Origin of the sequence: Burkholderia sp. AU33803 (genome assembly GCF_002223095.1) — a bacterium.
GTDB lineage: Bacteria > Pseudomonadota > Gammaproteobacteria > Burkholderiales > Burkholderiaceae > Burkholderia.
Genome location: NZ_NKFJ01000002.1, coordinates 157247 through 183439, shown reverse-complemented (window position 1 = coordinate 183439; position 26193 = coordinate 157247). Strand labels below are relative to the sequence as shown.

19 protein-coding genes, 1 tRNA gene and 2 riboswitches are annotated in these 26193 nt (G+C 69.1%); of the genes, 13 read left to right on the top strand and 7 right to left on the bottom strand.

What is annotated here, in order from left to right:
- Positions 1–80 precede the first annotated feature (80 nt).
- Positions 81–1499 carry a flagellar filament capping protein FliD gene (fliD, locus tag CFB41_RS00885; protein ID WP_089455383.1) on the top strand — a complete coding sequence of 473 codons (1419 nt, stop codon included), beginning with the start codon at positions 81–83 and terminating at the stop codon, positions 1497–1499.
- A 28-nt stretch (positions 1500–1527) separates the two neighbouring features.
- On the top strand, positions 1528–1824 hold the full coding sequence (locus CFB41_RS00880; protein ID WP_089455382.1) for a flagellar protein FliT: 297 nt from the start codon (positions 1528–1530) through the stop codon (positions 1822–1824).
- 221 nt (positions 1825–2045) lie between these two features.
- Here the strand turns inward: CFB41_RS00880 and CFB41_RS00875 are convergent, their stop codons facing one another.
- From CFB41_RS00875 to CFB41_RS00865, 3 genes are all read right to left on the bottom strand, one after another.
- Complete coding sequence (locus tag CFB41_RS00875; RefSeq protein ID WP_089455381.1) at positions 2046–4532, bottom strand: tetratricopeptide repeat protein; 2487 nt, start codon at positions 4530–4532, stop codon at positions 2046–2048.
- Positions 4529–6727, bottom strand: coding sequence for a tetratricopeptide repeat protein (locus tag CFB41_RS00870; protein WP_089455380.1), 2199 nt, complete (start codon positions 6725–6727; stop codon positions 4529–4531). The genes CFB41_RS00875 and CFB41_RS00870 overlap by 4 nt, the downstream gene beginning before the upstream one ends.
- 242 nt (positions 6728–6969) lie before the next feature.
- Complete coding sequence (locus CFB41_RS00865; RefSeq protein ID WP_089455379.1) at positions 6970–8757, bottom strand: tetratricopeptide repeat protein; 1788 nt, start codon at positions 8755–8757, stop codon at positions 6970–6972.
- A 409-nt stretch (positions 8758–9166) separates the two neighbouring features.
- Between CFB41_RS00865 and CFB41_RS00860 the strand changes: the two genes are divergently transcribed.
- The 6 genes from CFB41_RS00860 to CFB41_RS00835 are packed head-to-tail and all read left to right on the top strand — an operon-like array spanning position 9167 to position 17299.
- Complete coding sequence (locus tag CFB41_RS00860) at positions 9167–9952, top strand: TylF/MycF/NovP-related O-methyltransferase (protein WP_089455378.1); 786 nt, start codon at positions 9167–9169, stop codon at positions 9950–9952.
- Positions 9949–11334: an FAD-binding oxidoreductase gene (locus tag CFB41_RS00855; RefSeq protein ID WP_089455377.1), complete on the top strand. Its 1386-nt coding sequence runs from the start codon at positions 9949–9951 to the stop codon at positions 11332–11334. Before CFB41_RS00860 ends, CFB41_RS00855 begins: the two co-directional genes overlap by 4 nt.
- Positions 11331–12053: a WbqC family protein gene (locus CFB41_RS00850; protein ID WP_089455376.1), complete on the top strand. Its 723-nt coding sequence runs from the start codon at positions 11331–11333 to the stop codon at positions 12051–12053. Before CFB41_RS00855 ends, CFB41_RS00850 begins: the two co-directional genes overlap by 4 nt.
- A 10-nt stretch (positions 12054–12063) precedes the next feature.
- The gene (locus CFB41_RS00845; RefSeq protein ID WP_089438961.1) at positions 12064–12711 is read left to right on the top strand and encodes a class I SAM-dependent methyltransferase; all 648 of its coding nucleotides are present in this window, start codon (positions 12064–12066) and stop codon (positions 12709–12711) included.
- A gap of 59 nt (positions 12712–12770) precedes the next feature.
- Positions 12771–13928 carry a dTDP-4-amino-4,6-dideoxygalactose transaminase gene (gene rffA / locus CFB41_RS00840; protein WP_089455442.1) on the top strand — a complete coding sequence of 386 codons (1158 nt, stop codon included), beginning with the start codon at positions 12771–12773 and terminating at the stop codon, positions 13926–13928.
- A 2-nt stretch (positions 13929–13930) separates the two neighbouring features.
- Entirely contained in the window at positions 13931–17299 is a 3369-nt protein-coding gene (locus CFB41_RS00835; protein ID WP_089455375.1) for a glycosyltransferase, read from the top strand.
- A gap of 70 nt (positions 17300–17369) precedes the next feature.
- On the opposite strand, the gene CFB41_RS00830 is transcribed toward CFB41_RS00835, so the two are convergent.
- Positions 17370–18917 (bottom strand): TIGR04222 domain-containing membrane protein, encoded by a 1548-nt coding sequence (locus tag CFB41_RS00830; protein ID WP_089455374.1) that lies wholly within the window; start codon positions 18915–18917, stop codon positions 17370–17372.
- Positions 18918–19058: 141 nt separating this feature from the next.
- Positions 19059–19388, bottom strand: coding sequence for a helix-turn-helix domain-containing protein (locus CFB41_RS00825; protein WP_089455373.1), 330 nt, complete (start codon positions 19386–19388; stop codon positions 19059–19061).
- A 3-nt stretch (positions 19389–19391) separates the two neighbouring features.
- Between CFB41_RS00825 and CFB41_RS00820 the strand changes: the two genes are divergently transcribed.
- Positions 19392–19598, top strand: a complete 207-nt coding sequence (locus CFB41_RS00820; RefSeq protein WP_089455372.1) for a hypothetical protein — start codon at positions 19392–19394, stop codon at positions 19596–19598.
- Positions 19599–19610: 12 nt separating this feature from the next.
- On the opposite strand, the gene CFB41_RS00815 is transcribed toward CFB41_RS00820, so the two are convergent.
- Positions 19611–19686 (bottom strand) — tRNA-Arg (locus tag CFB41_RS00815).
- A 251-nt stretch (positions 19687–19937) separates the two neighbouring features.
- Between CFB41_RS00815 and CFB41_RS00810 the strand changes: the two genes are divergently transcribed.
- On the top strand, positions 19938–20828 hold the full coding sequence (locus CFB41_RS00810) for a cytochrome c5 family protein (protein ID WP_089455371.1): 891 nt from the start codon (positions 19938–19940) through the stop codon (positions 20826–20828).
- An 88-nt stretch (positions 20829–20916) separates the two neighbouring features.
- On the opposite strand, the gene CFB41_RS00805 is transcribed toward CFB41_RS00810, so the two are convergent.
- Entirely contained in the window at positions 20917–23004 is a 2088-nt protein-coding gene (locus CFB41_RS00805) for a UvrD-helicase domain-containing protein (RefSeq protein ID WP_071335374.1), read from the bottom strand.
- A gap of 286 nt (positions 23005–23290) precedes the next feature.
- Between CFB41_RS00805 and CFB41_RS00800 the strand changes: the two genes are divergently transcribed.
- From CFB41_RS00800 to CFB41_RS00790, 3 genes are all read left to right on the top strand, one after another.
- Positions 23291–23998 (top strand): SGNH/GDSL hydrolase family protein, encoded by a 708-nt coding sequence (locus CFB41_RS00800; protein WP_089455370.1) that lies wholly within the window; start codon positions 23291–23293, stop codon positions 23996–23998.
- A gap of 236 nt (positions 23999–24234) precedes the next feature.
- On the top strand, positions 24235–25287 hold the full coding sequence (locus CFB41_RS00795) for an oxidoreductase (RefSeq protein ID WP_089438954.1): 1053 nt from the start codon (positions 24235–24237) through the stop codon (positions 25285–25287).
- 158 nt (positions 25288–25445) lie between these two features.
- A complete protein-coding gene (locus tag CFB41_RS00790; protein ID WP_039351336.1) occupies positions 25446–25808 on the top strand; it encodes a hypothetical protein in 363 nt (120 codons plus the stop codon).
- Positions 25809–25921: 113 nt separating this feature from the next.
- Positions 25922–26023: riboswitch (glycine riboswitch) on the top strand.
- A gap of 33 nt (positions 26024–26056) precedes the next feature.
- Positions 26057–26190, top strand: a riboswitch (glycine riboswitch).
- The last annotated feature ends 3 nt before the right edge of the window (positions 26191–26193 follow it).

Sequence of the window (26193 nt, the reverse complement as noted above, 5' to 3'; positions counted from 1 at the left end):
GCACGCCTCCCTCTTTGCATTGAACCGCGGCGCCCCGCCGCATCGCGCACGTTGATTGCGCGGACGACCGGAGCAACGGCATGGCCACCACGACCCCCGTCAGCAGCACGGACATCACCACCCTCCTGTCGCAGGCCGGACAGTCGATCATCAGCGGCGCGACCAATTCGTCGCTCGACGTCAACACGCTCGTCACGACGCTGGTGAACGCGAAGACGGCCGGGCAATTGCAGACCCTGCAGACCCGCCAGACGAACGACAACACGCAGCTGTCCGCGATCGGCCAGTTGAAGAGTGCGCTGTCCGCGCTGCAGACCGCGCTCACCGGCCTCTCGAACGGCACCACGCTCGGCAGCCTGGCCGCGACGGCGAGCGGCAGCGGTGTCGCGACGACGGTCACGAGCGGCAGCGGCGCGGTGGCCGGTTCGTATTCGGTCAATGTCACGCAGCTCGCGACCGCCAACAAGCTGTCGTCGGCCGGCGTGACGTCGGCGGACACGATCTCGGCCGGCTCGCTGAGCATCACGTTCGGCAGCAACCCCGCATTCAACGTCAACGTGGCGGCCGGCGCATCGCTGTCCGACATCGCGTCGTCGATCAACTCCGCGTCCGGCAATGCCGGCGTCACCGCGTCGGTCATCACCGGTTCGGACGGCCAGCATCTCGTGATGCAGTCGAACGCCACCGGCGCGGCCAACACGATCTCGATCTCGGGCACGGGCGTCAACTCGAAACTGACGTCGGGGTACACGACGGTCACGCCGGCCGCCGACGCGAAGCTGACGATCGACGGCACGCCGGTGTCGAGCGCGTCGAACAACGTGACGGGCGCGCTGACGGGCGTCACGCTGGCGCTGTCGCAGGCCGCTGTCGGCACGACGCAAACCGTCACGCTGTCGCAGGACACGGCCGCGGCGACGACCGCGATCACCAATTTCGCGACCGCGTATACCAACTTCGTGACTACCGCGAAATCGCTGACGAGCTACGACCCGACGGCGAAGACCGCCGGCCCGCTGCTCGGCGACGCGATGATGAACACGATCAGGAACACGCTCGCGACGACGCTCAGCAGCGGCGTCACGACGGGCGGCACGACCTATGCGCTCGGCAGCATCGGCATCAACGTGGACTCGACCGGCGCGATGTCGGTCGACACCGCCGCGCTGACCACCGCGCTCAAGTCGAACAGTTCCGCGGTGACGGCGATCTTCAACCAGACGAACGGCATCGCCCAGGCGCTCAATGCGAACATCAACACGTACACGCAGACGTCCGGCCTGATCGACCAGCGCACCACCGCGATCAATGCCGACCTGACGAGCGTGCAGAATCAGGCCACGCAACTGCAGACCTACTCGAACCAGCTGACCACGCAATACACCGCGCAGTTCACCGCGCTGAACACGCTGATGGCGCAGATGGCGAACAACACCCGCTACCTGACCCAGCTGTTCGGCGGCCAGAACAGCGCGGGCGCGATGGCCACCAACAAGTAAGTCGCAACCGCACCGAACGGAACTGACCATGACGAACGACACCCTGTCCCGCGCCTTCGACCTGACCCGTGCCATGCAGTCGGCGGCGGACGCATGCGACTGGGTGCGCGTCGCGGCCCTCGTCGACGAACGCTCGCCGCTGCTGATGAACCTGACCGGCGAGCAGACCCCGGACGCGCTGGACCAGGTGCGGCAGATCATGGCGATCGACGCGTCGATCACCGAGCATGCGCAGACGGACCGCGACCGCCTGGCTGCGGAATTTGCGCAGTCCCAGGAGCGGATCAAGGCCGCGAGCCAGTACCAGAAGGCCGGCTTGCTGTGACCGGCCGGGCGTCGCGCCCGCCGCGCAGGTCGAATTAAAAGACGCCGCCAGTCGAGCGGACCGTTGTCGCCGTACCGTCGAGCCGCTTCAATGCGGCTTTTTTTTCGCCGACGGGCGGCAGCGCGAGCCGGATCGCGCCGGCTACGGCCGCGTCAATCATCTCGGGCGGCCGGCCCGATGATGCGCGAGCGCGGCTTCCAGCCGTGGCGCGATCCTGCTCGTCACGCGCCCCCGGGCGCCGTCTCGCCGGACGCGTAGCAGGCCCACATGCCGTGCAGCGCGTCCTCCAGGTTGCGCGCGAAGCGCGACGCGTCGCACAGCGGCGACGCGAGCGCGCGCTCGCGCAGCGTTGCACGCAGCGTCGCCAGCCCGTCGCAGTCACGCGCGAACGCGACGGCCTTCGCGAGGTACGCCGCCTCGTCTTCCGCGATCCATTCGCCCATGCCCGCCGCGTGCAGCAGACTTTCGCAAATGTGCGTGACGAACCGGCCGCCCTTCATCCCGAGCACCGGCACGCCCATCCACAGCGCTTCGGCCGTGGTCGTGCCGCCCGGGTACGGGAACGGGCTCAGCGCGATGTCGATGCGGTTGTATGCGGCGAAGTACTCCGCACGCGGCGAACCGCCTTCGAGAATCAGCCGCTCCGCGCCGATGCCGTGCCGCGCGAAGCGGTCGAGCGTCGCCTGGTTCACGTCGCCGGCGCCGAGCTCATGGGCCTTCAGCAGCAGGCGCGCGTCCGGCAGCGCGTGCAGGATGCGCGACCACAGCGCGACGACCTCGTCGCTGATCTTGATCAGCTTGCCGAAACAGCCGAACGTGATGCCGCCATGAGCCGCCATCGGCAGCGGGCCGACCGCGACATCGTACGGCGGCGGCGTGAAGCACAGGTAGCTGTCCGGCAGCCGCCACGGCCGTTCGGTGAAGTGATGCGCCTCGTCGGCCGGTAGCGTGTGCGCATCGCCGATGAAATAGTCGATCGCGCGGCAACCGGTCGTCGCGAAGAAACCAAGCCAGCTCGCCTGCACCGGCGCGGGCTTGTGCCCGAAGATCGGCAGGCCGCTCCAGTTGGTATGGCCTGCCATATCGATCAGGATGTCGATGCCGTCGTCGCGAATCAGTTGCGCGGCCTCCTCGCGGCCCAGGCTGACCACCTTCTTCCAGCTCGCGAAGTTCGGCCGGAGCCGCGTGGTCACATCGTCCTCGCCGACGAACGTCACATAGGCGTGCGGCTCGATGCGCGACCGGTCGATCCGCGCAAGCACGCTTTCCAGGAAGATGCCGACCGGGTGCTGGCGCAGGTCGCCCGACACGAAGCCGACGCGTAGCGGCCGCCCCTGCGCCTGCGCGACGCGCTGCGCGCGGTCGTGCTCGAACGGACGCGCGTCGCGCTCGAGATGCTCGCCGTAGCGGCGCGCTTCGGCGACCCACTCCTGCGGATCGAACGCGGGCGAACTCGACATGTTGAACAGCATCCGCGAGTACGCGCGATGCAGGTCGAACCGGATCGCCGTGCGGAATGCGTCCAGCGCGCCGGCGAGATCGCCTTTCGCCCACAGGATGTCGCCGAGCGTCATCTGGACCTTCAGCGGATCGATGCCGAGCTCCCGCGCGATCTCGGTGTGCTTCATCGCCTCGTCGAGCTTCTCGAGCCGAAACAGCGCGGCGGCGAGGTTGTGATGCGCGTCGGCATCGTCCGGGTTCAGGTCGATCGCATGCCGGTGGCTCAACTCCGCGGCGGCCAGCAAGTTGAGGTTGTGATACGCGAAGCCAAGGAAGTTGTATGCGTCGGCCAGTTCGGGATCAAGCTCGATCGCACGCCGGCACACCTGCACCGCCTGCCCGTATTCGCCCTGCTGGTTGCGCACATCGCCGAGCCACGCCCATGCCCGTGCATGCGCAGGGTCGATCGCGACCGCCTGCTCGAGCAGTTCGAGCGCCTTGTCGAAATCGCCGATGCGCTGCAGCAGCCTGGCCAGTACGCAGTGCGCGTCCGCGTCGCCCGGATCGAGCCCCTCGCGCGCATGGTCGACCGCACCCCGCAGATCACCTGCCGCGCGCAGCGTCTCGCTCAGTCCCTGGTGCGCGACGCGGAAGCCCGGTTGCAGCGCGATGGCGCGACGATAGGCCTCCGCGGCATCGTCGAATTTCTCCTGCGCATGCAGCGCGTTGCCGAGATTGCAGTACGCATCCGCGTACTGCGGCTGGTGTGCGACCGCCTTGGCGTAGCTCGCGGCCGCCGCTTCGTGCTCGCCCAGATCCTGCAGCGCGTTGCCGAGGTTGTTGTATGCCTCCGCGTAACCGGGCCGCAGCTCGATCGCGCGCGCACAGCTCTGCATCGCAGCCGTCGGTTCGCGCGCGTCGCGCAACGCGTTGCCGAGGTTGTTGTGCGCTTCCGGATAGTCCGGCCGTAGCCCCACCGCGCGACGATAGTGCGCGATCGCGTCATCGAGCCGGCCGCTTTCGCGCAGCATGTTGCCCAGGTTGTTGAAGTACGACGCGTCCGGCCGCGCGACGAGCGATTGCTCCATCAGTGCGAGCCCCGCGTCGTACTGCTTCAGCTGGCACGCCAGCAGCCCGAGGAAATGCAGCGCATCCGGCTGGCCCGGCTGCGCGGTGAGGATCGCGTCGTACAGCGTCTTCGCTTCGGCGAGACGCCCTGCCTGGTGATGCGCCAGCGCCGCCTGCAGCGTGTCGTGGATATCGTTCATGCTTCGTGTTCCGAGTTCGTATAGCGTTGCCACATGCCGATGAACGCCGCTTCGAGATGCGCGGCGAACCGGCGCGCGTCGCACAGCGGCGACGCGAGCAGCTGCGCGCGCAGCCCGGCGCGCAGCGTCGCCAGCTGCTCGCGATCGCGCACCGCCGCGATCGCCTTCGCGACGTAGGCGTCCTCGCCGTCAGCAACCCATTCGCCCATGCCCGCCGCGTGCAGCACGCTCTCGCAGATGTGCGTAACGAACCGGCTGCCCTTCACGCCGAGCACCGGCACGCCCATCCACAGCGCTTCGGCGGAGGTCGTGCCGCCCGGGTAAGGGAACGGGCTCAGCGCGACGTCGATGCGGTTATAGGCGCCGAAGTATTCCGCGCGCGGCGAACCGCCTTCGAGAATCAGCCGCTCCGCGTCGATGCCATGCCGCGCGAAGCGCGCGGCGGTCGCGTCGCGCACGCCCTCGCGGCCGAGTTCGTGCGCCTTGAGCAGCAGCCGCGCGTCCGGCAGCGCGTGCAGGATGCGCGACCACGCGCGCACGACGTCGTCGCCGACCTTCACGAGCTGGCCGAAGCAACCGAACGTCGGACGGCTGCTCGCCGCCATCGGCAGCGGGCCGACCTCGACGTCGCAGGCCGGCGGCGTGAAGCACAGGAAGCTGTCCGGCAGCCGCCATGGCTGCTCGACGAAGTGATGCGCTTCGGCGTCCGGCAGCGTGTAGCGGTCGCCGATGAAGTAATCGATGGCATCGCAGCCGGTCGACGCGAAAAAGCCCAGCCAGCTCGCCTGTACCGGCGCGGGTTTCCAGCCGAACACGGCCAACCCGCTCGACTGCGTATGACCCGCGAGGTCGACGAGGACGTCGATTTCGTCGTCGTGAATCATTCGCGCGGCCGCGTCCGGACCCAGCGCGGCGATCGAGCGCCAGCCGCTCGCGTGCGGCTTCAGTTTCGCGGTGATCGCGTCCTCCACGTCCGTGGTCACGTACACGCGCAGGTCGATGCGCGTGCGCCCGAGGTGCGCCAGCACGCTTTCCAGGAAGATGCCGACCGGATGCAGGCGCAGGTCGCCGGACACGAAGCCGACACGCAGTGGCCGCCCCCGCGCGCGCGCGGCCCGCTCGCGCGGATCGTGCGTAAAGCGCGTCGAACGCGCGGCCAGGTGCCGGCCGTAGCGCCGCGCGTCGGCCAGGTAGTCGGCGGGGTTCACGCAAGCGGACGCCGCCGCGCTGAACAGCAACCGGTTCAGCACGGTCGCCGCGACGTCGTCGGCGTCGTCGCGCACCAGCGCAAGCGCATCGCGATACGCGTGGACCGCGGCATCGACATTGCCCTGCGCGCGCAGGATGTCGCCGAGATTGACGTGCATCAACACGGCCGGCGGGCCGGCCTGCAACGCCTGCCGGCAATACACGAGCGCCTCGTCGAGCCGCTGCAGCTTCAGCAGCACGACGGACAGGTTGTGGCACGCGCCGGCGTCCGCCGGATTCAGCGTGACGGCCGTGCGATGGCTCGCCTGCGCCGCGTCGAGCCGATCCAGTCCGTGATACGCGTTGCCCGCGTGGTTGTGCGCTTCGGCGAGGTTCGGCGCGAGCCGGATCGCGTCCTGCGCATGCGTGAGCGCTTCCGCGCAGCGCAGTTGCTTGTGACGCACGGCGCTCAGGTTCGCGTGGGCCATCGCCATCGACGGGTCCAGCTCGATCGCGCGGCCGTAATGCGTGGCGGCGCCGTCAAGGTCGCCCAGATCCTGCAGCGCGTTGCCGAGGTTGTTGTACGCCTGCGCATAATCGGGCCGCAGCTCGATCGCGCGTGCGCAGCTCACCATGGCAGCCGTCGGCTCGCGCGCGTCGCGCAACGCGTTGCCGAGGTTGTTGTGCGCCTCCGGGTAATCCGGCCGCAGCGCCACCGCGCGACGGTAGTGCGTGATGGCGTCGTCGAGCCGGCCGCTTTCGCGCAGCATGTTGCCCAGGTTGTTGAAGTACGACGCGTCCGGCCGCGCGACGAGCGATTGCTCCATCAGTGCGAGCCCCGCGTCGTACTGCTTCAGCTGGCACGCCAGCAACCCGAGGAAATGCAGCGCATCCGGCTGGCCCGGCTGCGCGGTGAGGATCGTGTCGTACAGCGTCTTCGCTTCCGCGAGACGCCCGGCCTGATGATGCGCGAGCGCCGCCTGCAATGCCTGTCCTGTTCCGTCCATCTCGTCTGCTCTGCTCAATAGGGATGCGGTTCGCGTCCGAAGTCGATCAGCCGGCGGCCGTGCCCGATCGTCACGGCCGATGCCGCCGTCCCATCGCGCGCCATTCCGACGACGGTGTCGCGCACGCGCCACCCGGCCGGGATGACGATCACGTCGGCCGGCGCGGTGTTCAGCGCGAGGGGCGCGATGTTCCGCTTGCCACCGGCGTGGAAATGCCCACGCGCGTCACGTCGTGAGCGGCCTCACACGGAGGCGCCCGGCGCGGCTTCGACGTGCTGCGCCCACATGCCGTGCAGTGCGTCCTCGAAGTGGCGCGCGAAGCGGGGCGCGTCGCACAGCGGCGACGCGAGCACCTGCGCGCGCAGCGTCGTGCGCAGCGCCGCCAGCTCGTCAGGCTGGCCGACCCGCGCGACGGCCTGCGCAACATATGTGTCATCGTCGTCCGCGATCCACTCGGGCAGCCGCGCCGCATGCAGCAGGCTCTCGGCGATGTGCGACAGGAAGCGCTCGCCGCGCCGGCACAGCACGGGCACGCCCATCCACAGCGCTTCGGCAGTCGTCGTGCCGCCCGGATACGGGAACGGGCTCAGCATCAGGTCGACGCGCCGGTACGCGGCCAGGTACTCGGCGCGCGGCGAGCGGCCTTCGAGGATCAGGCGCCGCGCGTCGATGCCGTGCGCCGCGAAGCGCGCGGCAAGCGCCTGCTGCTCGCGTGGATCGTCGAGATGCTCCGCCTTCACGAACAGCTTCGCGCCCGCGACCGATTGCAGCACGCGCGACCAGACCGCGACGACGCGATCGGTGATCTTCGCGAGCTTGCCGAAATAGCCGAAGGTCGGATGGCCGTTCGCGAGCATCGGCAGCGCGCCGACGTCGACAGGCTCGGCCGGCGGCGTGAAGCACAGATAGCTGTCCGGCAGATACCACGGCCGCTCGGTGAAATGCGCGGCCTCGGCGGGCGGCAGCACGTGACGGTCGCCGATCACATAGTCGATCGCGCGCACGCCGGTGCTCGCGAAATAACCGGGCCAGCTCGCCTGCAGCGGCGCCGGCTTCCACGCGAACAGCGGCAGGCGGTTGTGGACCGTGTGGCCCGCCGCGTCGAGCAGCACGTCGATGCGGTCCGCGCGGATACGCGCGGCCGCCGCTTCGTCGCTCAGGCCGGCAATGCAGGTCCACGTCGCGAAGGCCGGCTTGAGGCGGGCGGTCACGTCGTCCTCGACGTCGCGCGTCGGGTACGCATGCATCTCGATCCGGTTCGGGTCGAGATGCTTCAGCATGCTCTCGATGAAATAGCCGACCGGATGCGCCTTCAGGTCGCCCGACACGATGCCGACCTTCAGCGGTCGCCCGGCGCGGGCGGTCAGGTCGACGAGCCAGTCCGTCCACGGCGTCGCGCCCCGCGTGACGACTTCGTCATAGCGCGCGGCCTCGGCGAGATAAGCGTCGTGGTCGAACGCTTCGCTGCAGTGGCTCGCGAACAGCAGGTTGCTGCGCGGCTCCGGCAGTTCGGGGCGCAGCGCGACCGCGTGCCGGTAAGCCTCGAGCGCGGCCGGAATCTCGTTCAGGTCGAACAGCGCATTCGCAAGGTTGTTGTAGGCCTGGCCGTTGTCCGGCTTCAGCGCGATGGCCTGGCAGAACGCATCGACGGCCGCGCGGGCGTCGCCGGCGAGCCGCAGCGCGTTGCCGCGGTTGTTGTACGCATCGACGTAATCGGGTCGCAGCTCGATGGCGAGCCGGAAGCACTCGGCGGCGGCGGCGTGACGGTTGTCCGCCTGCATCACGTTGCCGAGGTTGTAGTAATAGATCGCATCGGGCTTGACCTCGATCGCCGCCATGATCAGGTCGGATGCCTCACGATAGCGCCCGTACTGATGGCCGATCAGGCCGAGGAGGTGAAGCGCGTCCGCGTGCCGGGGATCGGTGTCGAGGATCCGCCGGTACAGCGTCTCGGCCTCTTCCAGCCGGTCGGCCTGATGGTGCGCCAGCGCCTGTTCGATCGTGGCGGCGGCGGGGGAGGTGGGCATCATGATGCTTAGGTCGTCCTGGTAGCCAATACGGGATTCGAATCGCGGCCGGCACCGCTGCGTCGGCGCACGCCTTCGCTCGCGGACGCACGCACCGACGGTCTCCGACGTGTCCGAATTCTCCCCGCGCACGCCGCGTTCCAATCGGGCGAGCAGGTGCTGGAATTGGTCGCAATTCCCGCGACTGCGAGCCGCACCCCGCGGCCGCCCTGAATGCGCGCCGGACACCCGCGAATCCATCGAAATGCGGGGTGAAACCACCCGCTAATCCGACATTCGATCCTGGCGGCGCTCGCTAGACTTGATCGCAGAAAGATGACCGACCTGCGACGCTCGAACGGTTGCGCATTCCGATGCCGCCGCGCCGACGCGCGCTCGTCCGGTCACACCCTTTGTGCCTGGAGCCCTGTGTATGCACGAATCAGCGATCATCACCAACGCAGATGGCGATCAGCTCGCGGCGCGCCGCGAACTGTTCGACCTGATGCAGACCTACCCCGCGACGCGCGAGGAACTGGAACGGTCGCTCGGCCTGTTCGTGCGCGGCTCGCTCCTCGCACGCATTCTCGCGACCTTCGAGATCTATCAAAAAATCGTGCCGCTGCCGGGCGCGATCCTCGATCTCGGCACGTGGCGCGGGCAGACCGCCGTGCTGTGCGAGAACTTCCGCGCGATTCTCGAGCCGCTGAACTTCCAGCGCCGCATCCACGCATTCGATACGTTCACCGGCTACACGGGCTTCGCCGAGCACGACACGCGCGACCGCAAGCTGTTCTCCGACGGCACGTACTCGCTGTCCGGCGAGTACGCCGACCTGCTGCGCAAGCTGCTGAACCTGCACGAGCGCAGCAACGCGATGGGGCACGTGCATGACAAGCACCACGTGTGGGAAGGCGACTGTCGCGACACGCTGGCGGCATTCGGCGAAGCGCATCCCGGCGAGATGGTCGCGCTCGCGTGGTTCGACCTGAACGTGATCGAGCCGACCCGACACGCGTTCGACGCGGTGATGGAGCGGCTGGTGCCCGGCGGCATCGTCGCGTTCTGGCAGCTCACCCGCGGCGGCCAGCTGCCCGCGGAAGGCATCCATTACCTGCGCGACCTGCTCGGCAATCGTCCGCACCAGATCCACAAGGCGGCGGCCTATCCGTCGCTGTGCTACCTGTCATTCCCCGAGGGTGGAGGCACACGCAAATGAAAATCGCGATCCTCGGCAACGGCATTCTCGGCCTGATGACGGCCCGCGCATGGCAGCGGGCGGACCCGGGCGTCGAGCTCGTGATCGTCGGCCACGCGCATCGGCCCGGCTCGGCCACGCGCGCCGCGGCGGCGATGCTCAATTCGTTCACCGAGCTGGAAGGCGATTCGCTCGGCACGCCGATCGACCGCTTCAAGTTCGAGCTGAGCCGCGGCGCGACGGCGGCCTGGCCCGCCGTATTCGCCGAAATCTGCACGCCGGCGCGCGCGATCGCGTACGGCTTCGGCACCTTCGTGCTGAACAACGCGGCGACCGACGCGCTCGACGACGAGAACTTCGCGGCCATGCAGCGGTTCTGTCGCGAATTCGAGGAGCCCTGCGAGGCAGTCGATCCGTCAGGCATCCCGAACTATCATCCGGACCCGCGCTATCGCGCGCTGAAGGCCGTCTTCCTGAAGCGCGAAGGCTGGGTCAATCCGAAACAGTTTCTCGACGCGCTGACCGAGTCGGTCGCGCAAGCCGGCAACGTGCGCTTCATCGACGCCGAGGTCGAGCGGCTCGACACCGCGGCCGGACGCGTCACCGGGGCGCGCCTGTCCGATGGCAGCGTGCTCGGCGCGGACCGCTTCATCCTCTGCAACGGCGCCAACGTGACGCGCGTGCTGCAGGCGAGCCTGCCCGAGCTGCCGGTGCAGCGGATGTTCTACGGCATCGGCATGTCGATCGAACTGCAGAGCGCGGAGAACGTGCACACACACTGCGTGCGCACGACCAACCGCGGCCTCGCGTGCGGCGTGTATTCGGCGCCGCATGGGCCTGACCGGACCCTCGTCGGCGCCAGCAACTACATCAGCCCGGTGCCGCACGACCACGGCCACGCCGGCAGCGCGTACACGCTGCTGAAGTCCGCGATGGACCAGATCAACACCCGCTTCTCGCGCGCGAACCTGCTCAACGTCAACGTCGGCTGGCGGCCGACAACGTCCGACCTGTATCCGCTGTTCGGCGAAACCAGCGTGCGCGACCTGTGGATTCTCGGCGGCACCAAGCGTGACGGCTTCCACCTGTCGCCGGTGCTGTGCCGCGATCTCGTCGCGGCGATGCGCGGCGAGCCGATCGATCCGCGCTACGCGGAACTCGCGCCCGAACGCAAGCTGATCCGCAACATGACGCGCGAGGCCGCGATCGCGAAGACGGTACGCCATCAGATCAACGCCGCGTACCAGCACGACTTCGTGCCGGCGCGCAACCGCATGGTCGAACAGCTCCAGAACGCGATCCGTTCGGATCTCGAGGCGCTGCACGACAAGCTGGGCGCGACGGACTGGGGCATTCCGCCCGAGCTCGTCGACATGTACCGGTACGGCCACATTCCGGCATGAGCGGTGCGACCATGAACCGCGACGCGAAGCGGGTGGCGATCGTCCAGTCCAACTACATTCCGTGGAAGGGCTACTTCGACCTGATCGCCGCCAGCGACGAGTTCATCCTCTACGACGACGCGCAGTACACGCGCCGCGACTGGCGCAACCGCAACCAGATCAAGACGCCGCAGGGCGTGCAATGGCTGAGCGTGCCGGTGAAGGTGAAGGGCAAGTATCACCAGTCGATCCGCGAAACCGAGATCGACGGCGCCGACTGGGCGCCGCTGCACTGGAAGGCCCTGCAGCAGAACTACGCGCGCGCGCCGCACTTCGCCCGCTATGCGGACGAGCTCGAAGCGCTCTACACCGGCCGCACCTACGGGATGCTGAGCGAGCTGAATGTCGCGATGCTGACGTGGGTCCTCCGGCAACTGGAGATCGGCACGCGCGTGTCGTCGACGTCGGACTACGCGCTGCACGGCGACCGCACCGAGAAGCTGCTGAACCTGTGCGTGCAGGTGGGCGCGACCGAGTACCTGTCCGGCCCGGCCGCGCGCAGCTACCTCGACGAAAACCTGTTCGCCGATGCCGGCGTCGCGGTGCGCTGGTTCGACTATCCGACCTATCCCGAGTATCCGCAGCAGTGGGGCGACTTCGTCCACGGCGTGACGGTGCTCGACGTGCTGTTCAACTGCGGTCCCGAAGCGCGCCGGTACGCGCTGACCTCGAAAGACTGAGGCGATGTCCATGAGCGAATCCCCGCATGCGAGCCTGCTGGAAGAAGTGGCCGCGTACTACAGCGCGCGGCTGGCGGAGCACGGCGCGACCGCGCGCGGCGTCGACTGGAACGGCGAAGCCGGCCAGTTCCTGCGCTTCGAACAACTGACGAAGATCCTGCCCGCGTCCGGCGGCCATTCGGTGAACGACATCGGCTGCGGCTACGGCGCGCTGGTCGATTTCCTGAAGGCGCGCGCGCTGCCGGACGGCTTCGCGTATGCGGGCTACGACATCTCGTCCGACATGGTCGACGCCGCGCGGCAGCGCTACCGCGACGACGCGAACGTCGCGTTTCATGTCGGCGCGGTGCCGCAGGCCGCGTCGGACTACGGGATCGCATCCGGCATCTTCAACGTCAGGCGCGGTCACGGCGACGACGCGTGGCTCGACTACATCCACGCGACGCTCGACACGCTGCACGCGACGAGCCGACTGGGCTTCTCGTTCAACTGCCTGACGTCGTATTCCGATCCGCCGTTCATGCGCCCGGACCTCCTGTACTACGCGGACCCGTGCGCGCTGTTCGATCGCTGCAAGCGCCGCTATTCGCGCCACGTCGCGCTGCTGCACGACTACGGGCTGTACGAATTCACGATTCTCGTCCGCAAGGACATTTGAGCGGCGCCGCGCGCGAGCCGCGCGGCCGGACGTCCCACCCCTTGATGCGGAGCCTGACCATGTTCGGCCCACCCAATCTCGACTGCATTCCGTTCGGCCGCCCGTTCGTGGTCGGCAAGGAGCTCTACTACATCGCGAAAGCGGTCGAGCAGGGCGGCCTCGCCGGCGATCAGGCGTTCACGAAGCTCTGCCACCGCTGGCTCGAAGCGCGCATCGGCTGCCAGCGCGCGCTGCTCACGCACTCGTGCACGGCCGCGCTCGAGATGGCCGCGATCCTCGCCGACGTGCAGCCCGGCGACGAAGTGATCATGCCGTCCTACACGTTCGTGTCGACCGCCAACGCGTTCGTGCTGCGCGGCGCGACGCCGGTGTTCGTCGACATCCGCCGCGACACGCTGAATCTCGACGAGACGCAGATCGCCTCCGCGATCACCCGGCGCACGCGCGCGATCGTGCCGGTGCACTATGCGGGCGTCGCCTGCGACATGGACGTGATCGGGCAGCTCGCGGCCGACCACGACCTGTGGGTGATCGAGGACGCCGCCCAGGCGCTGCAGTCGACGTGGAACGGCAAGCCGCTCGGCAGCCTCGGCCACCTCGCGTGCCTCAGCTTCCACGAGACCAAGAACGTGATCTCGGGCGAAGGCGGCGCGCTGCTGGTCAACGACCCGCGCCTCGTCGAGCGCGCGGAGATCATCCGCGAGAAGGGCACCAACCGCAGTCAGTTCTTCCGCGGGCAGGTCGACAAGTACACCTGGGTCGACGTCGGCTCGTCGTTCCTGCCGGGCGAGCTGATCGCGGCATTCCTGTACGCGCAGTTCGAGCACGCGGACGTGATCACCGCGCAGCGGCGCGCGACCGTGCAGCGCTACCAGGACGCGCTGCAGCCGCTGCACGCGGACGGGCTGCTCGAGCTGCCCGCGATTTCGCTCGCCGAGCGCGGCAACGGCCACATGTTCTATTTCCTCGCACGCGACCTCGCCGAGCGCACCGCGCTGCTGCAGCAGATCCGCGCGGTGGGCGTGAACGCGGTGTTCCACTACGTGCCGCTGCACAGTTCGCCGGCCGGCCAGCGCTACGGGCGCTGCGGGTCCGGCATGACGGTGACGGACCTCGTCGCCGACCGGCTCGTCCGGCTACCGCTGTACCACGACATGACCGAAGCCGAACAGGATCGCATCCTCGACGTGGTCTTCGATTTCTACCGCACCCGATAACGATGACGACTCCCACACCTGGCGTGGCGCACGGCGGTTCGCGCATCTTTACGCGACTCGACCACCCGTACTACATACTCGCGCCGAATTTCCGGCAAACCTCCGGCGGGATCCGCGCGATGCACTACCTGTGCCACGTGCTGAACCAGCTCGGCCACGAAGCGTACGTCTGCACGGCGGTCGTGCATCCCGAGCTGCGCACACCGCCGCTGACCAACGACATCGCACAGATGCATGCCCGCGCGAACCGCAGCCCGATCGTCGTCTACCCGGACGTCGTCACCGGCAACCCGCTCAACGCGCGCTGCGTCGTGCGCTACCTGCTGGCCGAGCCCGGCCGCATCAACGGCGAACCGATCACGCTACAGCCGGACGACCTCGTCTTCACGTTCGGGCCGTCGCTCGTGCCCGAAGAATGGCAGGCGGACCTGCTGCGCATGCCGCTGGTCGACACGCGCATCTTCAACAGCGACGGTGTCGACAACGCCCGCCGCAACGGCACGGCCGTCTTCATCAATCGCCATCTGCGGCGCGGCGGCACGCTGCATCCGGTCACCGCCGAGTCGATCGAAATCTCGACCCGCGTGCCGGAACGTTCGGCGCACGAACTCGCGGCGCTGTTCCGACAGGTCGAGTGCTTGTACACGTACGAATGGTCCACCGCCGTGTTCGAAGCGCTGCTGTGCGGCTGCCCGGTCGTGTGCATCATGAACGACGCGTCGCTGTCGGAGCCGACGCGGTGGGTGATGGACGGCAAGGGCATCGCATGGGGGCTCGACGAACACGAGATCGCCCACGCAAAGGCCACCGTTCACGAAGCGCGCAGCGTCTACCTGAAGGAAGAGGAGACGTTCTGGCAGCAGTTGCAGCACTTCGTCGAGCGGACCCAGGCCCACGCGGACAAGCTGGATGTGCAGGCCGTCGCGACGGGCGCCGCCGCCCAGGGACAGCCCGCGTCCACATCGCGTTCTTGCATCGCGGTCGTCACCGCCGAACCGGCCGATCACGCGCGCACCAGCCTGCGCTTCGCGCAGCCGTTCGCGCGGCTGGACCGCGAATGGGCGCTGACGTTCCCGGTCACGCCAGCCGGCATCGATCCCGACGCGCTGCAGCGCGCGAACCTGATCGTGCTGCAGGGCGACACGCCGGGCCTGCTGTCCGCCGCCACCCTGGAACACCTGTTCTCGCTCGGCAAACCGGTCGTCCTCGACATCGACGTGCCGCTCGACACGCTGCTCGCCGACCTCCCCGGCGCGGCCGACAACGCGCGCCGCAAGGCGGGCATCCGCAGCGCCGTGCAGCGTTCGCATGCGATCGTCGTGCCGTCGGAAGCGCTGGTGCGGGAGTACCGTCATGTCAACGCCTCGGTCCACGCGCTGCCGACCGGCGTCGATCTCGAGCGTCTGCACCGCGCGGCGCCCGGCGTGCGCGACCACGTGAATCTCGCGGTTTCCGGCACCGGGCTCGACGGCGCGCGTCTCGAGCAGGTCCGCCACGCGCTGGCCGAGCTCCGCCGCCGGTTTCCGGGGCAGCTCCGGGTGTCGTTCGTCGGCGCGGCGCTGCCGGCCGGCTGGGACCGCGAACCGGACGTCACGCTGATCGCGGAGCCTGCCCCTTACGGTAGCTACGCCGACGCGCTGAAGCGCGCGGACCTCGACATCGCACTGGTCGCGGCGCCGGTCACATTGCACGACGATGCGCCGCCGCGCGCATGGCTCGAATGCTCGGCGGCCGGCGCGGCCACGGTGCTCGTCGCCACGCCGGCGCAAGGCGGCCCGGTTGTCCACGGCAGCACGGCCTGGATCGTCGCCGACACCGCCGACGCGTGGATCGACGCGATCGCGCACCTGATCGAGCATCCGCACACCCGTGCGCAACTCGTCGCGGCCGCGCAGGATGCGATCCGCGCGCAGCACGACATCGGCCGCAATGCCGCGCGCCACGGTGCGCTGTACGCGCGGCTGCTGGCGGAGAACCGGACGCTGGCGCCCGTCGCCGCGACTGCGGACGCCGCACCGCGCCGCAAGCGCCTGATCGTGTATTCGATCGACCCGGACGCATCCGCGTCGTCGCGAATTCGCCTCACGCTGCCGTTCGGTCTGCTGAACGACGAATGGGAACTCGTTCCGGGCATCCGGGACGGCCAGATCGACAGCAGCGTGCTGGCCACGGCCGACGCCATCCTGCTGCACCGGCTGACGCCCGGCATGCTGACGGGCAACGACCTGTACACGATCTTCAAGCATGAAAAGCCGGTGATCTACGAGACCGACGACCTGCTGACCGACCTGCCGGCCGCGCATCCGCTCGCCGCGCAAGGCGGGATGGCCCGCGCGGGGATCGAGCTCGTGCTGCGCAACGCGGACGCCGTGATCGTATCCACGCCGTTCATCGCCAGCCGCTACCGGCTGTCGCACCCGCGTGTTCACGTGCTGCCCGACAGCGTGGACTTCGACCGGTTCTACCGGCCCGTGACGGCGCGCGGCGACGACTGCGTGACGATCGGCATCGCCGGCGCGTCGCTGCGCGCCGACAACTTCGCGCTCGTCGACGCGGCGCTGCACGCGATCTGCGCGCGCCATCCCGGCAAGGTCAGGGTGAGTTTCGTCGGCGCGGACGTCCCGCCGGGCTGGGCCGGCCACCCGGCCGCCGGGTGCGAGCCCGAGCTTCACGACTACGACACGCACGCGCAACGCCTGCCGGAACGGCGCTGGGACATCGCGCTGCTGCCGCTCGCCGACCACGACTACAACGCCGGTACGAGCACGATCCAGTGGCAGGAATACGCGGCGGCCGGCATCGCCTCGATCGTCAGCGACCGGCCGGCCTATCGCTTCGCGCTGCACGACGGCTGCGACGGCCTGCTGGCCCCGGATGCGCCGCAGGCGTGGGTCGACGCGCTCGACCGGCTGATCGCGAACCCGGCGCTGCGTCGCGGGCTCGCGCGCACGGCGCAGGCGAAGGTCCGCAAGCATCACGCGCTGCAGCAGGCGCTGCCGCGCTATCGCCATGTGTATCAGCAGTGCATCGACAAGGGCGCGATCGGCAACCCGCCCGGCCGCCCCGATGTGCCGATCCCCGGCGCGCTGATCCTGGACGCCGACGGCGACCTCGACAAGGTCCGGCTGAGCCTGCAGGAAATCGCACGGCGGCCGGAGCAGGATCTGCTGGCGGTCGTGGTGACCTCGTCGCAGGCGCCGCTGCCCGAATGGACCGACAAGGTGCGCTACCTGCACGCGCCCGCGCACGAGTACGCGGCCACCGTCGAGCAGGTCTGCGCACTGCCGGCGTTCGACTGGACGCTGATCGTCGAGGCGGGCGACGGGCATGCCGCGCTGGCATGCACGCCCGCCGATGCCGAGATCGCGTAAGTCGGCGCGCGCCGTGCCGCCTGCCTGACGCTGGCGGCCCGGCGCGCTATCCCGGCAGCGTGCGCTGTGCTCAGTTGCTCGAACAGCCGCCGCAACTGCTCGAGCTGCATGAGCTCGACGAACTGCACGAACTCGAACTGCTGCTGTCTCCGGCGCCCGAGTCGAACGAACCGCTCGACCCGCCGGTATTCACGGCAACGGGCGGCGGCGCCATCAGCACTTTCGAATGCGCGGCCCACACAGTGCCGGCGAGCGCGCCGGCGCCGAACAGCGCGGCCGTCCACAGGAGCCCGTCCGGCGTCGCGCGGTCTCCCCGGCGTTGGTCGCGGTGCGCGTCGAGCGCCGCCTCGCCGCCGCGCGTCATGCCGCCGCACCCGACGCCGGGCAGGCGTTCGACCATGAAGTGGTACGCGACCATGAACGCCGCCATGACAATCATCAGCAACAGCACGGGCCGGCCGCGGCTCAGGCCGACCGCGAGCTTCGCCGCGCCCGCGCCGAACACGAGCAGCAGGATCGCGCGCGCGGCCATCCGCGTCGCCCGCATCTCGCCCGGCGCCCAGAGCCAGCCTTTGCGCTGCAACGCTGCGGCGCAGTCGGCTTCGCGCCACGCGAGACGCTGACGAAACGCGTGGCAGCTCGTCTCGCCGCCGGGTTGCCGCCTCAGCCATTCCCAGTCGGCGCCATACGCGCCTGCGTGTAGCGGATCGCCGATCCGCACCCGCGCGTCGTGGCCCTTGCTCATCCGCAGCTCGATCGCACCGGCATGCGCGAGCGACAGCATCGCGACCTGCGCCATCCGCGCACCGCCGCCCGCGAGATACGCCGCTTCCTCCGCGCTCAGGTCGGGCGCCGATTCGGGGGCGCGCGTTCCCCACGCACGATGGCGGTATTCGATCCACTGCAGGCCGGCGATCAGCAGCAGCGCGGCGACGCAGAGCGGCACGTAGAACAACCCGAGAAAGTCCGGCCCCGAGAAGTCCAGCACATTGAAATCGCTCGCGCTCGCGCAGGTCGCCGCGACGCTGATCGCCGCCGTCGGCCACGCGAACTTCGCGATGCGTCGCCAGCGTCGCGGGCGCGCGGCAGGCTCGCTCGACGGGTCGTCGCGCGGTGCTGCGCGCTGCACCGGGGCGTCGGCGGGCACGTCCGGCTCGGTCACGGGGCGCGGCCAGATCGCTTCGGGCGGCTCGCAGCCGAACAGCCTGCGGTAGCTGTCGAGCGTCTGCCGGTACTGTCGCGCGTACTGCGCGGCCTCGTCGGGCGCGCCCGCGCCCGGCACGTGATGCAGCGGCGCGCGCAGCACGTCCGCGCAGAACACGTCCCAGTATTCGCGGGTGTATTGGAGGTGCAGGTGCCAGGCGGCGTCGACGGCGTGCGACGGTGTGACCGGGTGTCCGGCTGCCTGCGCGAGGAACGCGAAGCGCTTGTATTCGTCGATCACGGCCAGCGCATGCGCATGCGACCAGCCTTCGGCTTCGGCCAGGCGCCAGCTGTACGGCAGCGGCGCGGTCGGATCGTCGAGGGAATAGGCGTGCAGACGCGCGAGCAGTGCCTGCTGCGCATCGGTCAGCGCGCGGGCATCGACTGCGGTCGAGGTAGACAGGATGGCAGCCATCGGGAGTCGGCGCGATGCGCGGACGGCCGCCGCGATCGTCGCTTGGAGTTGTCGTTGCGGGGGATTCTCGCATGACGGCGCGGCAACCCGACACCGGTGCGCCGGCTGTCAGGGCGGCCGACGCGTTCGCCGGCCCCCGCGTCAGAAATCGAGCTGTGCCAGCGTGATGCCGAGCGCGGCCGCGATCTTCCTGCGCACCGGCTTGCGCAGTTTCTCGCGCTTTTCCCGTTTCGCATAGTCCGCCCGGCCGATGCCGATGCGCTGCGCGACTTCGGCGCGCGTCAGCCCGAGATACTCGCGCCACGCGCGTGCCGGCGAGCTGCCGTCGAACACGGCGCGCGTCACGACTTCATGCGGAACCGGATTGGGCGTGACCGGCTCCTGCGCGACATAGTCGGCGTAGGGAATCACGACGAAGGCCGGCGTACCGTCCGGCCCGTTGATGAACTGCACGGGGAGTGATTTGCTCATGCGGTGATCGCCGCCCGCGATGCGGCGCGGCTCTTTCTCGTTTCGATCGACATTCTCAATCCGCGCCTCGGGGTGGGCTTCGAGCAGGTCGAACCGGGTCAGCGAAGGGTGCCGCCGGGTCTGATACGCACGCGATCGAAAACCGCCAACCGGCCGGGATATTACTGCAAATGGGAAAACGACGAGGCGGCGAAACCGCTGAATGCCTGAACAGGCATGTTTTGGCGCGCCCGGCTGGGATCGAACCAGCAACCCCTGCCTTCGGAGGGCAGTACTCTATCCATTGAGCTACGGGCGCCTGTGACAGTGAAGCGACCCCAATATACAGGCCGCCCACGATTGGCAAGACGGCAAGGATACCCGGTTTCCCATGACGCGTCCACCTTGCCCGACGAATCCCCGCCGGGCCGCGCCGCGTGCGGGTAAACACGCGCCATCGCACCGCTCGCCGTGATGTAAACGTTCCGTCTATAATCGACCGGGCTTCATTGGACTGCCATTTGCCGTTGCACCGCGCTCACAATTCCTATTCACGGAGACGAGGCAAGCATGAGCGAAGCACCCCACGAATCTCCCGTCAAAACCCCCGGGCAGCTGATTGCCGTCATCATCGCGTCGTTCGCGATTCCGATCATCCTGATCGTCCTGTTCGCCAACTATGCGAACCATGCGTTCCGTTCCGGCGCCGGCACGGACGCGCTATCCGACGAACAGGTCGCCGCACGTGTCGCCCCGCTCGCGAAGGTCGACGTGAAGGACGCCAACGCGCCCCGCACGTTCAAGACCGGCGAGGAAGTCTACAAGGCCGTCTGCGTGACCTGCCACGGCACGGGCGCCGCCGGCGCGCCGAAATTCGGCAACAAGGACGACTGGGCGCCGCGCATCTCGCAAGGCTTCGACACGCTGCTGAAGACGGCGCTGGCCGGCAAGGGCGCGATGCCGCCGCGCGGCGGCACGAGCCCTGACGACGTCAGCGACTATGAAATCGCCCGTGCGATCGTCTACATGGCGAACAACGACGGCGCGAACTTCCCCGAACCGGCCGCGCCGGCCGCCAACGCGGCGCAACCGGCCAGCGGCGCCGCAGCCGCGTCGGGCACGGCGGACGCCGCCAGCGCGCAAATCGCCGCCGCCCAGGCTGCGATCGCCGCGATCCCGAAAGCCGGCGAAGCACCCGCGGCAGCAGCCGCCCCGGCCGGCGCCGACGCCGGCAAGGCGCTGTACACGTCGACCTGTCAGGCCTGCCACGCGGCGGGCGTGCTCGGCGCGCCGAAGTTCGGCAGCAAGGAAGACTGGGCGCCGCGCCTGAAGGACTCGATGGATACGGTCTACAACTACGCGCTGCACGGCAAGGGCGCGATGCCGCCGAAGGGCGGGTCGAACGCGTCGGACGCCGACGTGAAGGCCGCCGTCGACTACATGGTCAACGCGTCGAAGTAACCCCACCCGGCCGTCAGTAAAAAACCCCCGCGACGCACACGCGTCGCGGGGGTTTTGTTTTGCTGGCGCTCAGCCGGAACGCCCGGCGTCACTTCTGCAGCAACGCCTTCAGGCTCGCGAGCCGGTCCTTCGGCGACATCGGCGCCTCTTCCGGCGTGGGCGGCGGCGCATCGTCGAGCCCCATCTCCGGGATGAAGCGCGACGGTTCGCACACGACCGTCTCGCGCGCCCGCTTGCGCTTCTTGCACCAGTTCAGGTGCAGGCTGCGCTGCGCGCGCGTGATCGCGACGTACATCAGCCGGCGCTCCTCCTCGATCCGCTCGTTGTCGATCGGGCCGTCGTCCTCGGAGCCGCCGCGGTGCGGCATGATGCCTTCCTCGACGCCGACCAGGAACACGTGCGGATACTCGAGCCCCTTCGACGCGTGGACCGTCGACAACCGCACCGCATCGGGATCCTCGTCCTTGCCCTCGAGCATCGACATCAGCGCGACGGTCTGGATCAGGCCGAGCAGGTTCTTGCCGGTATCGGCGAGCCCGTCCGCGTTGTGAAAACCTTCCGCCTCGCCGTCGACCGCTTCCGTCTCGGGCTTGGTGCCCTTGCGCTTCAGCCATTCGAGGAATTCGAGCACGTTTTGCCACTTCGACTGCGCCTGCCGTTCGTCGAACGCGTCGTACAGGTACGCCTCATAGTGGATCGCCTCCATCATGTCGTCGAGCACGGCGGTGGCGGGATCCTTGTCCGCACGCTCGGTCAGGCGCTGGATGAAGTCGCAGAACATCCGCAGCGGCTCGACCTGGCGCGCGGACAGCCGCGCCTCGATCCCGCCCATGTACACGGCCTCGAACAGCGACACCTTCGCCTGGCCCGCGAACGAGCCGAGCGCTTCGAGCGTCGTGTTGCCGATCCCGCGGCGCGGCGTGGTGACCGCGCGGATGAACGCGGGATCGTCGTCGGCGTTCGCGATCAGCCGCAAGTACGCACACAGATCCTTGATCTCGGCCTTGTCGAAGAACGACTGGCCGCCCGACAGCACGTACGGAATCCGCTCGCGGCGCAGCACCTGCTCGAAGATCCGCGCCTGGAAGTTGCCGCGATACAGGATGGCGTAGTCACGGAACTGCGCGCGCCGCTCGAACTTGTGCGCGGACAACCGGAACACGACCGATTCGGCTTCATGCTCCTCGTCGTTGCACGGCGTGACGGTGATCGAATCGCCCATCCCGTGCTCGGACCACAGCTTCTTCTCGAACAGCTTCGGGTTGTTCGCGATCACGTTGTTCGCGGCGGTCAGGATGCGCACCGTCGACCGGTAGTTCTGCTCGAGCTTGATCACGTGCAGCTTCGGGAAATCCTTGCCGAGCTGCGCGAGGTTCTCGAGCGTCGCGCCGCGCCAGCCGTAGATCGCCTGGTCGTCGTCGCCCACCGCCGTGAACGCCGCGCGCGGGCCGGCGAGCAGCTTCAGCAGCTCGTACTGGCACGCGTTGGTGTCCTGGTACTCGTCGATCAGCAGGTAGCGCAGCTTGTTCTGCCAGCGGTCGCGCACCTGTTCGTTCTTCGCGAACAGCTCGGCGGGCAGGCGGATCAGGTCGTCGAAGTCGACCGCCTGGTACGCGTGCAGCGTCGCGACGTAGTTGCGGTAGACCAGCGCGGCCTGGTGCTCGTCCTCGTTGGCCGCGATCGTCATCGCCTCGTCGGGCATGATCAGGCCGTTCTTCCACAGCGAGATGGTGCTCTGGATCTTGCGGATCAGGCCCTTGTCGGTCGTGCCGATCTGCTCCTGGATCATCCCGAAGCAGTCGTCCGAATCCATGATCGAGAACTGCGGCTTCAGGCCGACGTGCTCCGCCTCCTGGCGCAGGATCTGCACGCCCAGCGAGTGGAAGGTGCAGACGGTGAGCTGGTTGACGGGGACCTTGCGGCCTTCCTTGCCGGGCGTGGTGAGCGTCTTGCCCTCGAGCAGCTTCGACACGCGCTCGCGCATTTCGGCGGCCGCCTTGTTCGTGAACGTGACGGCGGCAATGTGGCGCGGCTCGAAGCCTTTCGCTTCGATCAGGTGCGCGATCTTCTGCGTGATCACGCGGGTCTTGCCGCTGCCCGCGCCGGCGAGCACGAGACAGGGACCGTCGAGGTAGCGCACCGCTTCGTTCTGGGCGGGATTCAGGCCTGCGGACATGATGACGGATGGTGTTGCGGTTGACGGCGGAACGCCGGGAGGATGCCGTGCGCGGCGGGCTGGCGAAGCAGGCGGACACGCGGGCAGGACGCGCATGTTAACACGTCGGCGGCGCGCTTTTCGGGAGCGCCGCCGGGCGGGGCTGCGCGGGCCGACCGGCCGGCCGCCCCCTGTCCGTTCGGCCAATCCGGCCCCGTTCGCGCACCGATCGGCCACAATACGTCCACTCCGGCGCCGCCCCGCGCCGGCCCGTTTGCCTCACTTGCACCACCACCGGATCGACATCATGGGATACCCGTTCGCCACCGCCGCCCTCGGCCCGCTGCTGTTCGCGCAGGGGCGCCACGTGCGCCGCGTCACGCCGCGGCTGCCCGAGGCGGCCGGCCCGCGCGACGGCGTGGCGGGCGACGGCCCGCCGCTGCGCGTGCTGGTGGTCGGCGATTCGGCCGCGGCGGGCGTCGGCGTCGCGACGCAGCGCGACGCGCTGTCCGGGCAACTGGCGAGCGCGCTCGCGGCCACCCATCGCGTGAGCTGGAAGCTGCTCGCGCGCACCGGCCTGGCCACGCGGGAGCTGGTCGACTGGCTCGCCGCCGAGCCGGCCGAGCCGTTCGACGTGGCCGTCACGTCGCTCGGCGTCAACGACGTGACGGGCGGCGTGCCGCCGGCCCGCTGGCAGGCGCAGCAGGCCGAGCTGGTCCGGCTGCTCGCCGCGCGCTTCCGGGTCGGGCACGCGATCCTGTCGGCGGTGCCGCCGATGGAGCGCTTTCCGGCGCTGCCGCAGCCGCTCGCGTGGTATCTCGGGCTGCGCGCGAAGCGGCTCAACACGGCGCTCGCCGGGTGGGCCGCCACGCAGCCGCACTGCACGTTCCTGCGCGTCGAGCTGCCGCTCGAGCGCCACCTGATGGCCGCCGACGGCTTCCACCCCGGCGCAACGGCCTGCGCGGTGTGGGCGGCGCAGGTCGCCGCCGCCGTGCGGCAGCGGGCAACGGTATGACGTCGGGCGACGCCCCTGCGGCAGCCGTTCATTGCACGGGCGCAGGCGGGCAAACCCCGCTCGCGCGGCCACCCGGCCTGCGCAAATGCCGGCTTGCCTTGCGCAAGCGCCGCATCACATCGCGCATTTCGCCCGAACGCGCCGGTGCAAGCGGCGGCGCCATGCCAAAATAGCCGGTCGTCTACGCGCCGTCCCGGCGCGCCATCCTTTAGTTTCCTTCGCAGCCAGGAATTGCCATGTCGTCATTGCTCAGGATTGGTTTGATGGGTTTCGGTTTCGCCGGCGCGACGTTCCACGCGCCCGTGATCGCCACGAGCGGCCGCACTGAAGTCGCCGCGATCGCGACGGGTCAGCCCGATCGCGCGCAGGCGGCGTATCCGGGCGCGCGCGTCGTCCCCGATCTCGACACGCTGCTCGGCCTCGACGACATCGAGTGCGTGGTGATCGCCACGCCGAACGACACGCACTTCGCGCTCGCGCGCCAGGTGCTCGAAGCAGGCCGCCACGTGGTCGTCGACAAGCCCGTGACGCTCACCGCCGACGAGGCGCTCGCGCTCGCGCGGCTCGCGAACGCGCGCAGCCGGCTGTTCGCGCCGTTCCACAACCGCCGCTGGGACGGCGACTTCCTCACCGTGCGCGACATCGTCAAGTCGGGCGAGCTCGGCCGCATCACCCGTTTCGAGTCGCACTTCGACCGCTTCCGCCCGACGCCGCGCACGCGCTGGCGCGAGGAGCCGGCTCGCGGCGGCGGCCTGCTGCTCGACCTCGGCCCGCACCTGATCGACCAGGCGCTCGCGTTGTTCGGCCTGCCGGAAACGGTGAGCGCGACCGTGAAGACGCGCCGCGACAACGGCACGGCGCCCGATTTCGTGCACCTGCAGCTCGGCTATCCGGACAAGGACGTCGCGCTGCATGCGAGCGCGCTGTCGGCGATCGAACCCGCGCGCTTCACGCTGCACGGCACGCGCGGCAGCTATCAGAAGTTCGGGCTCGACACGCAGGAAGACCAGCTCAAGGCCGGCCTCACCGCCGACGATGTCGAATTCGGCGGCGGCAACCCGCCCGGCCTGCTGCGCGTGCTCGACGGCGAAGTCGAGGTCGAGCGCCCGGTGCCGACGCTCGATGGCCAGTACGCGGAGTTCTACCGCGCGCTCGCCGCGTCGATCCGCGACGGCGCGCCGTTCCCCGTCACCGCGCAGGACGCCGTCGACGTGATGACGATCATCGAGCTCGCCGCGCAGAGCGAGCACGACGGCCGCCGGCTGCCGTTCGTGCGCCGCACGATCTGACACCGCGCGCCGGCCGGTCGCGGCCGGCCGGCGCCGGTGCATCGGGATCAGCCGGAACATTCGGTTACAAATGCCGGGGGAACGAAAGTCAGCGGCAGACTGGTCTGATGCGTTTCTCAAAAAAGTCGATCCGACACCAATCCGTCAGGAGAATGTTGATGCAACGGTTGATTCGCGCAGCAGTGTGCTGCGCCCTGGTTTCCTCGCTTGCGGCCTGTATCGTGCAGCCGCAGCAGCCGGTCCGCCCGGCGCCCCCGCCGCGGCCGAATCCGCAGGTCGTCGCGAACGAGCGGATGCAGCAGATCCAGGGCCGGATCGACAACCTGCACCGCCGCATCGATGCGCGCGTGAACGGCGGCTACTACCCGCCGCCGTACGGCGCGCAGCTTCATCATCGCCTCGACGTGATCCGCCAGGAATCGAACGACATGTCCGCGCAACACAGCGGCGGCCTGTCCGGCGACGAGCAGCGCGTGCTGAACCAGGAACTCGACACGGCCGCGCGCGCGATCGGCGAGTAACGCCCCGGCGCCCGCCGGAGCGGAAAAAGCGGTGGCACCGGTTGCCGCCGCTTGTCGCGAAGCGACATTCTTTTGCTCAAATTGACAAGGCCCACCCGCTCGCGTACAGTCGCCCGCACGCGTCGGGAGAGCGTGTAACCGGGCTGTTTCAGCCGGTTGCGCCGCCGAAGGGGCACACCCGCAAACTCTCAGGCAAAAGGACCGACCGCGTCGGGGAATCCCGTCCGCGCATTGCGCGGGCCACACTCTCCCCGCACTCTGGAGAGCGGCAGTAGCCCGCAGCGCATCCGCTGCGCGGGCAAGCTGCCCACCGAAGGGGCGCGCGTTCGCCAGGCCTGGCCGGCAGCGCAATCTCTCAGGTATCGAGGACAGAGGGGCATGTACC

Bases quoted from the DNA above. Each gene is read 5' to 3' on its own strand.
- CFB41_RS00800 (WP_089455370.1), top strand. From the start codon at position 23,291: ATGGGATACCCGTTCGCCACCGCCGCCCTCGGCCCGCTGCTGTTCGCG.
- CFB41_RS00835 (WP_089455375.1), top strand. From the start codon at position 13,931: ATGACGACTCCCACACCTGGCGTGGCGCACGGCGGTTCGCGCATCTTT.
- CFB41_RS00825 (WP_089455373.1), bottom strand. From the start codon at position 19,388: ATGAGCAAATCACTCCCCGTGCAGTTCATCAACGGGCCGGACGGTACG.
- CFB41_RS00870 (WP_089455380.1), bottom strand. From the start codon at position 6,727: ATGGACGGAACAGGACAGGCATTGCAGGCGGCGCTCGCGCATCATCAG.
- CFB41_RS00875 (WP_089455381.1), bottom strand. From the start codon at position 4,532: ATGAACGATATCCACGACACGCTGCAGGCGGCGCTGGCGCATCACCAG.
- CFB41_RS00830 (WP_089455374.1), bottom strand. From the start codon at position 18,917: ATGGCTGCCATCCTGTCTACCTCGACCGCAGTCGATGCCCGCGCGCTG.
- CFB41_RS00860 (WP_089455378.1), top strand. From the start codon at position 9,167: ATGCACGAATCAGCGATCATCACCAACGCAGATGGCGATCAGCTCGCG.
- fliD (WP_089455383.1), top strand. From the start codon at position 81: ATGGCCACCACGACCCCCGTCAGCAGCACGGACATCACCACCCTCCTG.
- CFB41_RS00845 (WP_089438961.1), top strand. From the start codon at position 12,064: ATGAGCGAATCCCCGCATGCGAGCCTGCTGGAAGAAGTGGCCGCGTAC.
- CFB41_RS00795 (WP_089438954.1), top strand. From the start codon at position 24,235: ATGTCGTCATTGCTCAGGATTGGTTTGATGGGTTTCGGTTTCGCCGGC.
- rffA (WP_089455442.1), top strand. From the start codon at position 12,771: ATGTTCGGCCCACCCAATCTCGACTGCATTCCGTTCGGCCGCCCGTTC.
- CFB41_RS00850 (WP_089455376.1), top strand. From the start codon at position 11,331: ATGAGCGGTGCGACCATGAACCGCGACGCGAAGCGGGTGGCGATCGTC.
- CFB41_RS00790 (WP_039351336.1), top strand. From the start codon at position 25,446: ATGCAACGGTTGATTCGCGCAGCAGTGTGCTGCGCCCTGGTTTCCTCG.
- CFB41_RS00865 (WP_089455379.1), bottom strand. From the start codon at position 8,757: ATGATGCCCACCTCCCCCGCCGCCGCCACGATCGAACAGGCGCTGGCG.
- CFB41_RS00805 (WP_071335374.1), bottom strand. From the start codon at position 23,004: ATGTCCGCAGGCCTGAATCCCGCCCAGAACGAAGCGGTGCGCTACCTC.
- CFB41_RS00855 (WP_089455377.1), top strand. From the start codon at position 9,949: ATGAAAATCGCGATCCTCGGCAACGGCATTCTCGGCCTGATGACGGCC.
- CFB41_RS00810 (WP_089455371.1), top strand. From the start codon at position 19,938: ATGAGCGAAGCACCCCACGAATCTCCCGTCAAAACCCCCGGGCAGCTG.
- CFB41_RS00880 (WP_089455382.1), top strand. From the start codon at position 1,528: ATGACGAACGACACCCTGTCCCGCGCCTTCGACCTGACCCGTGCCATG.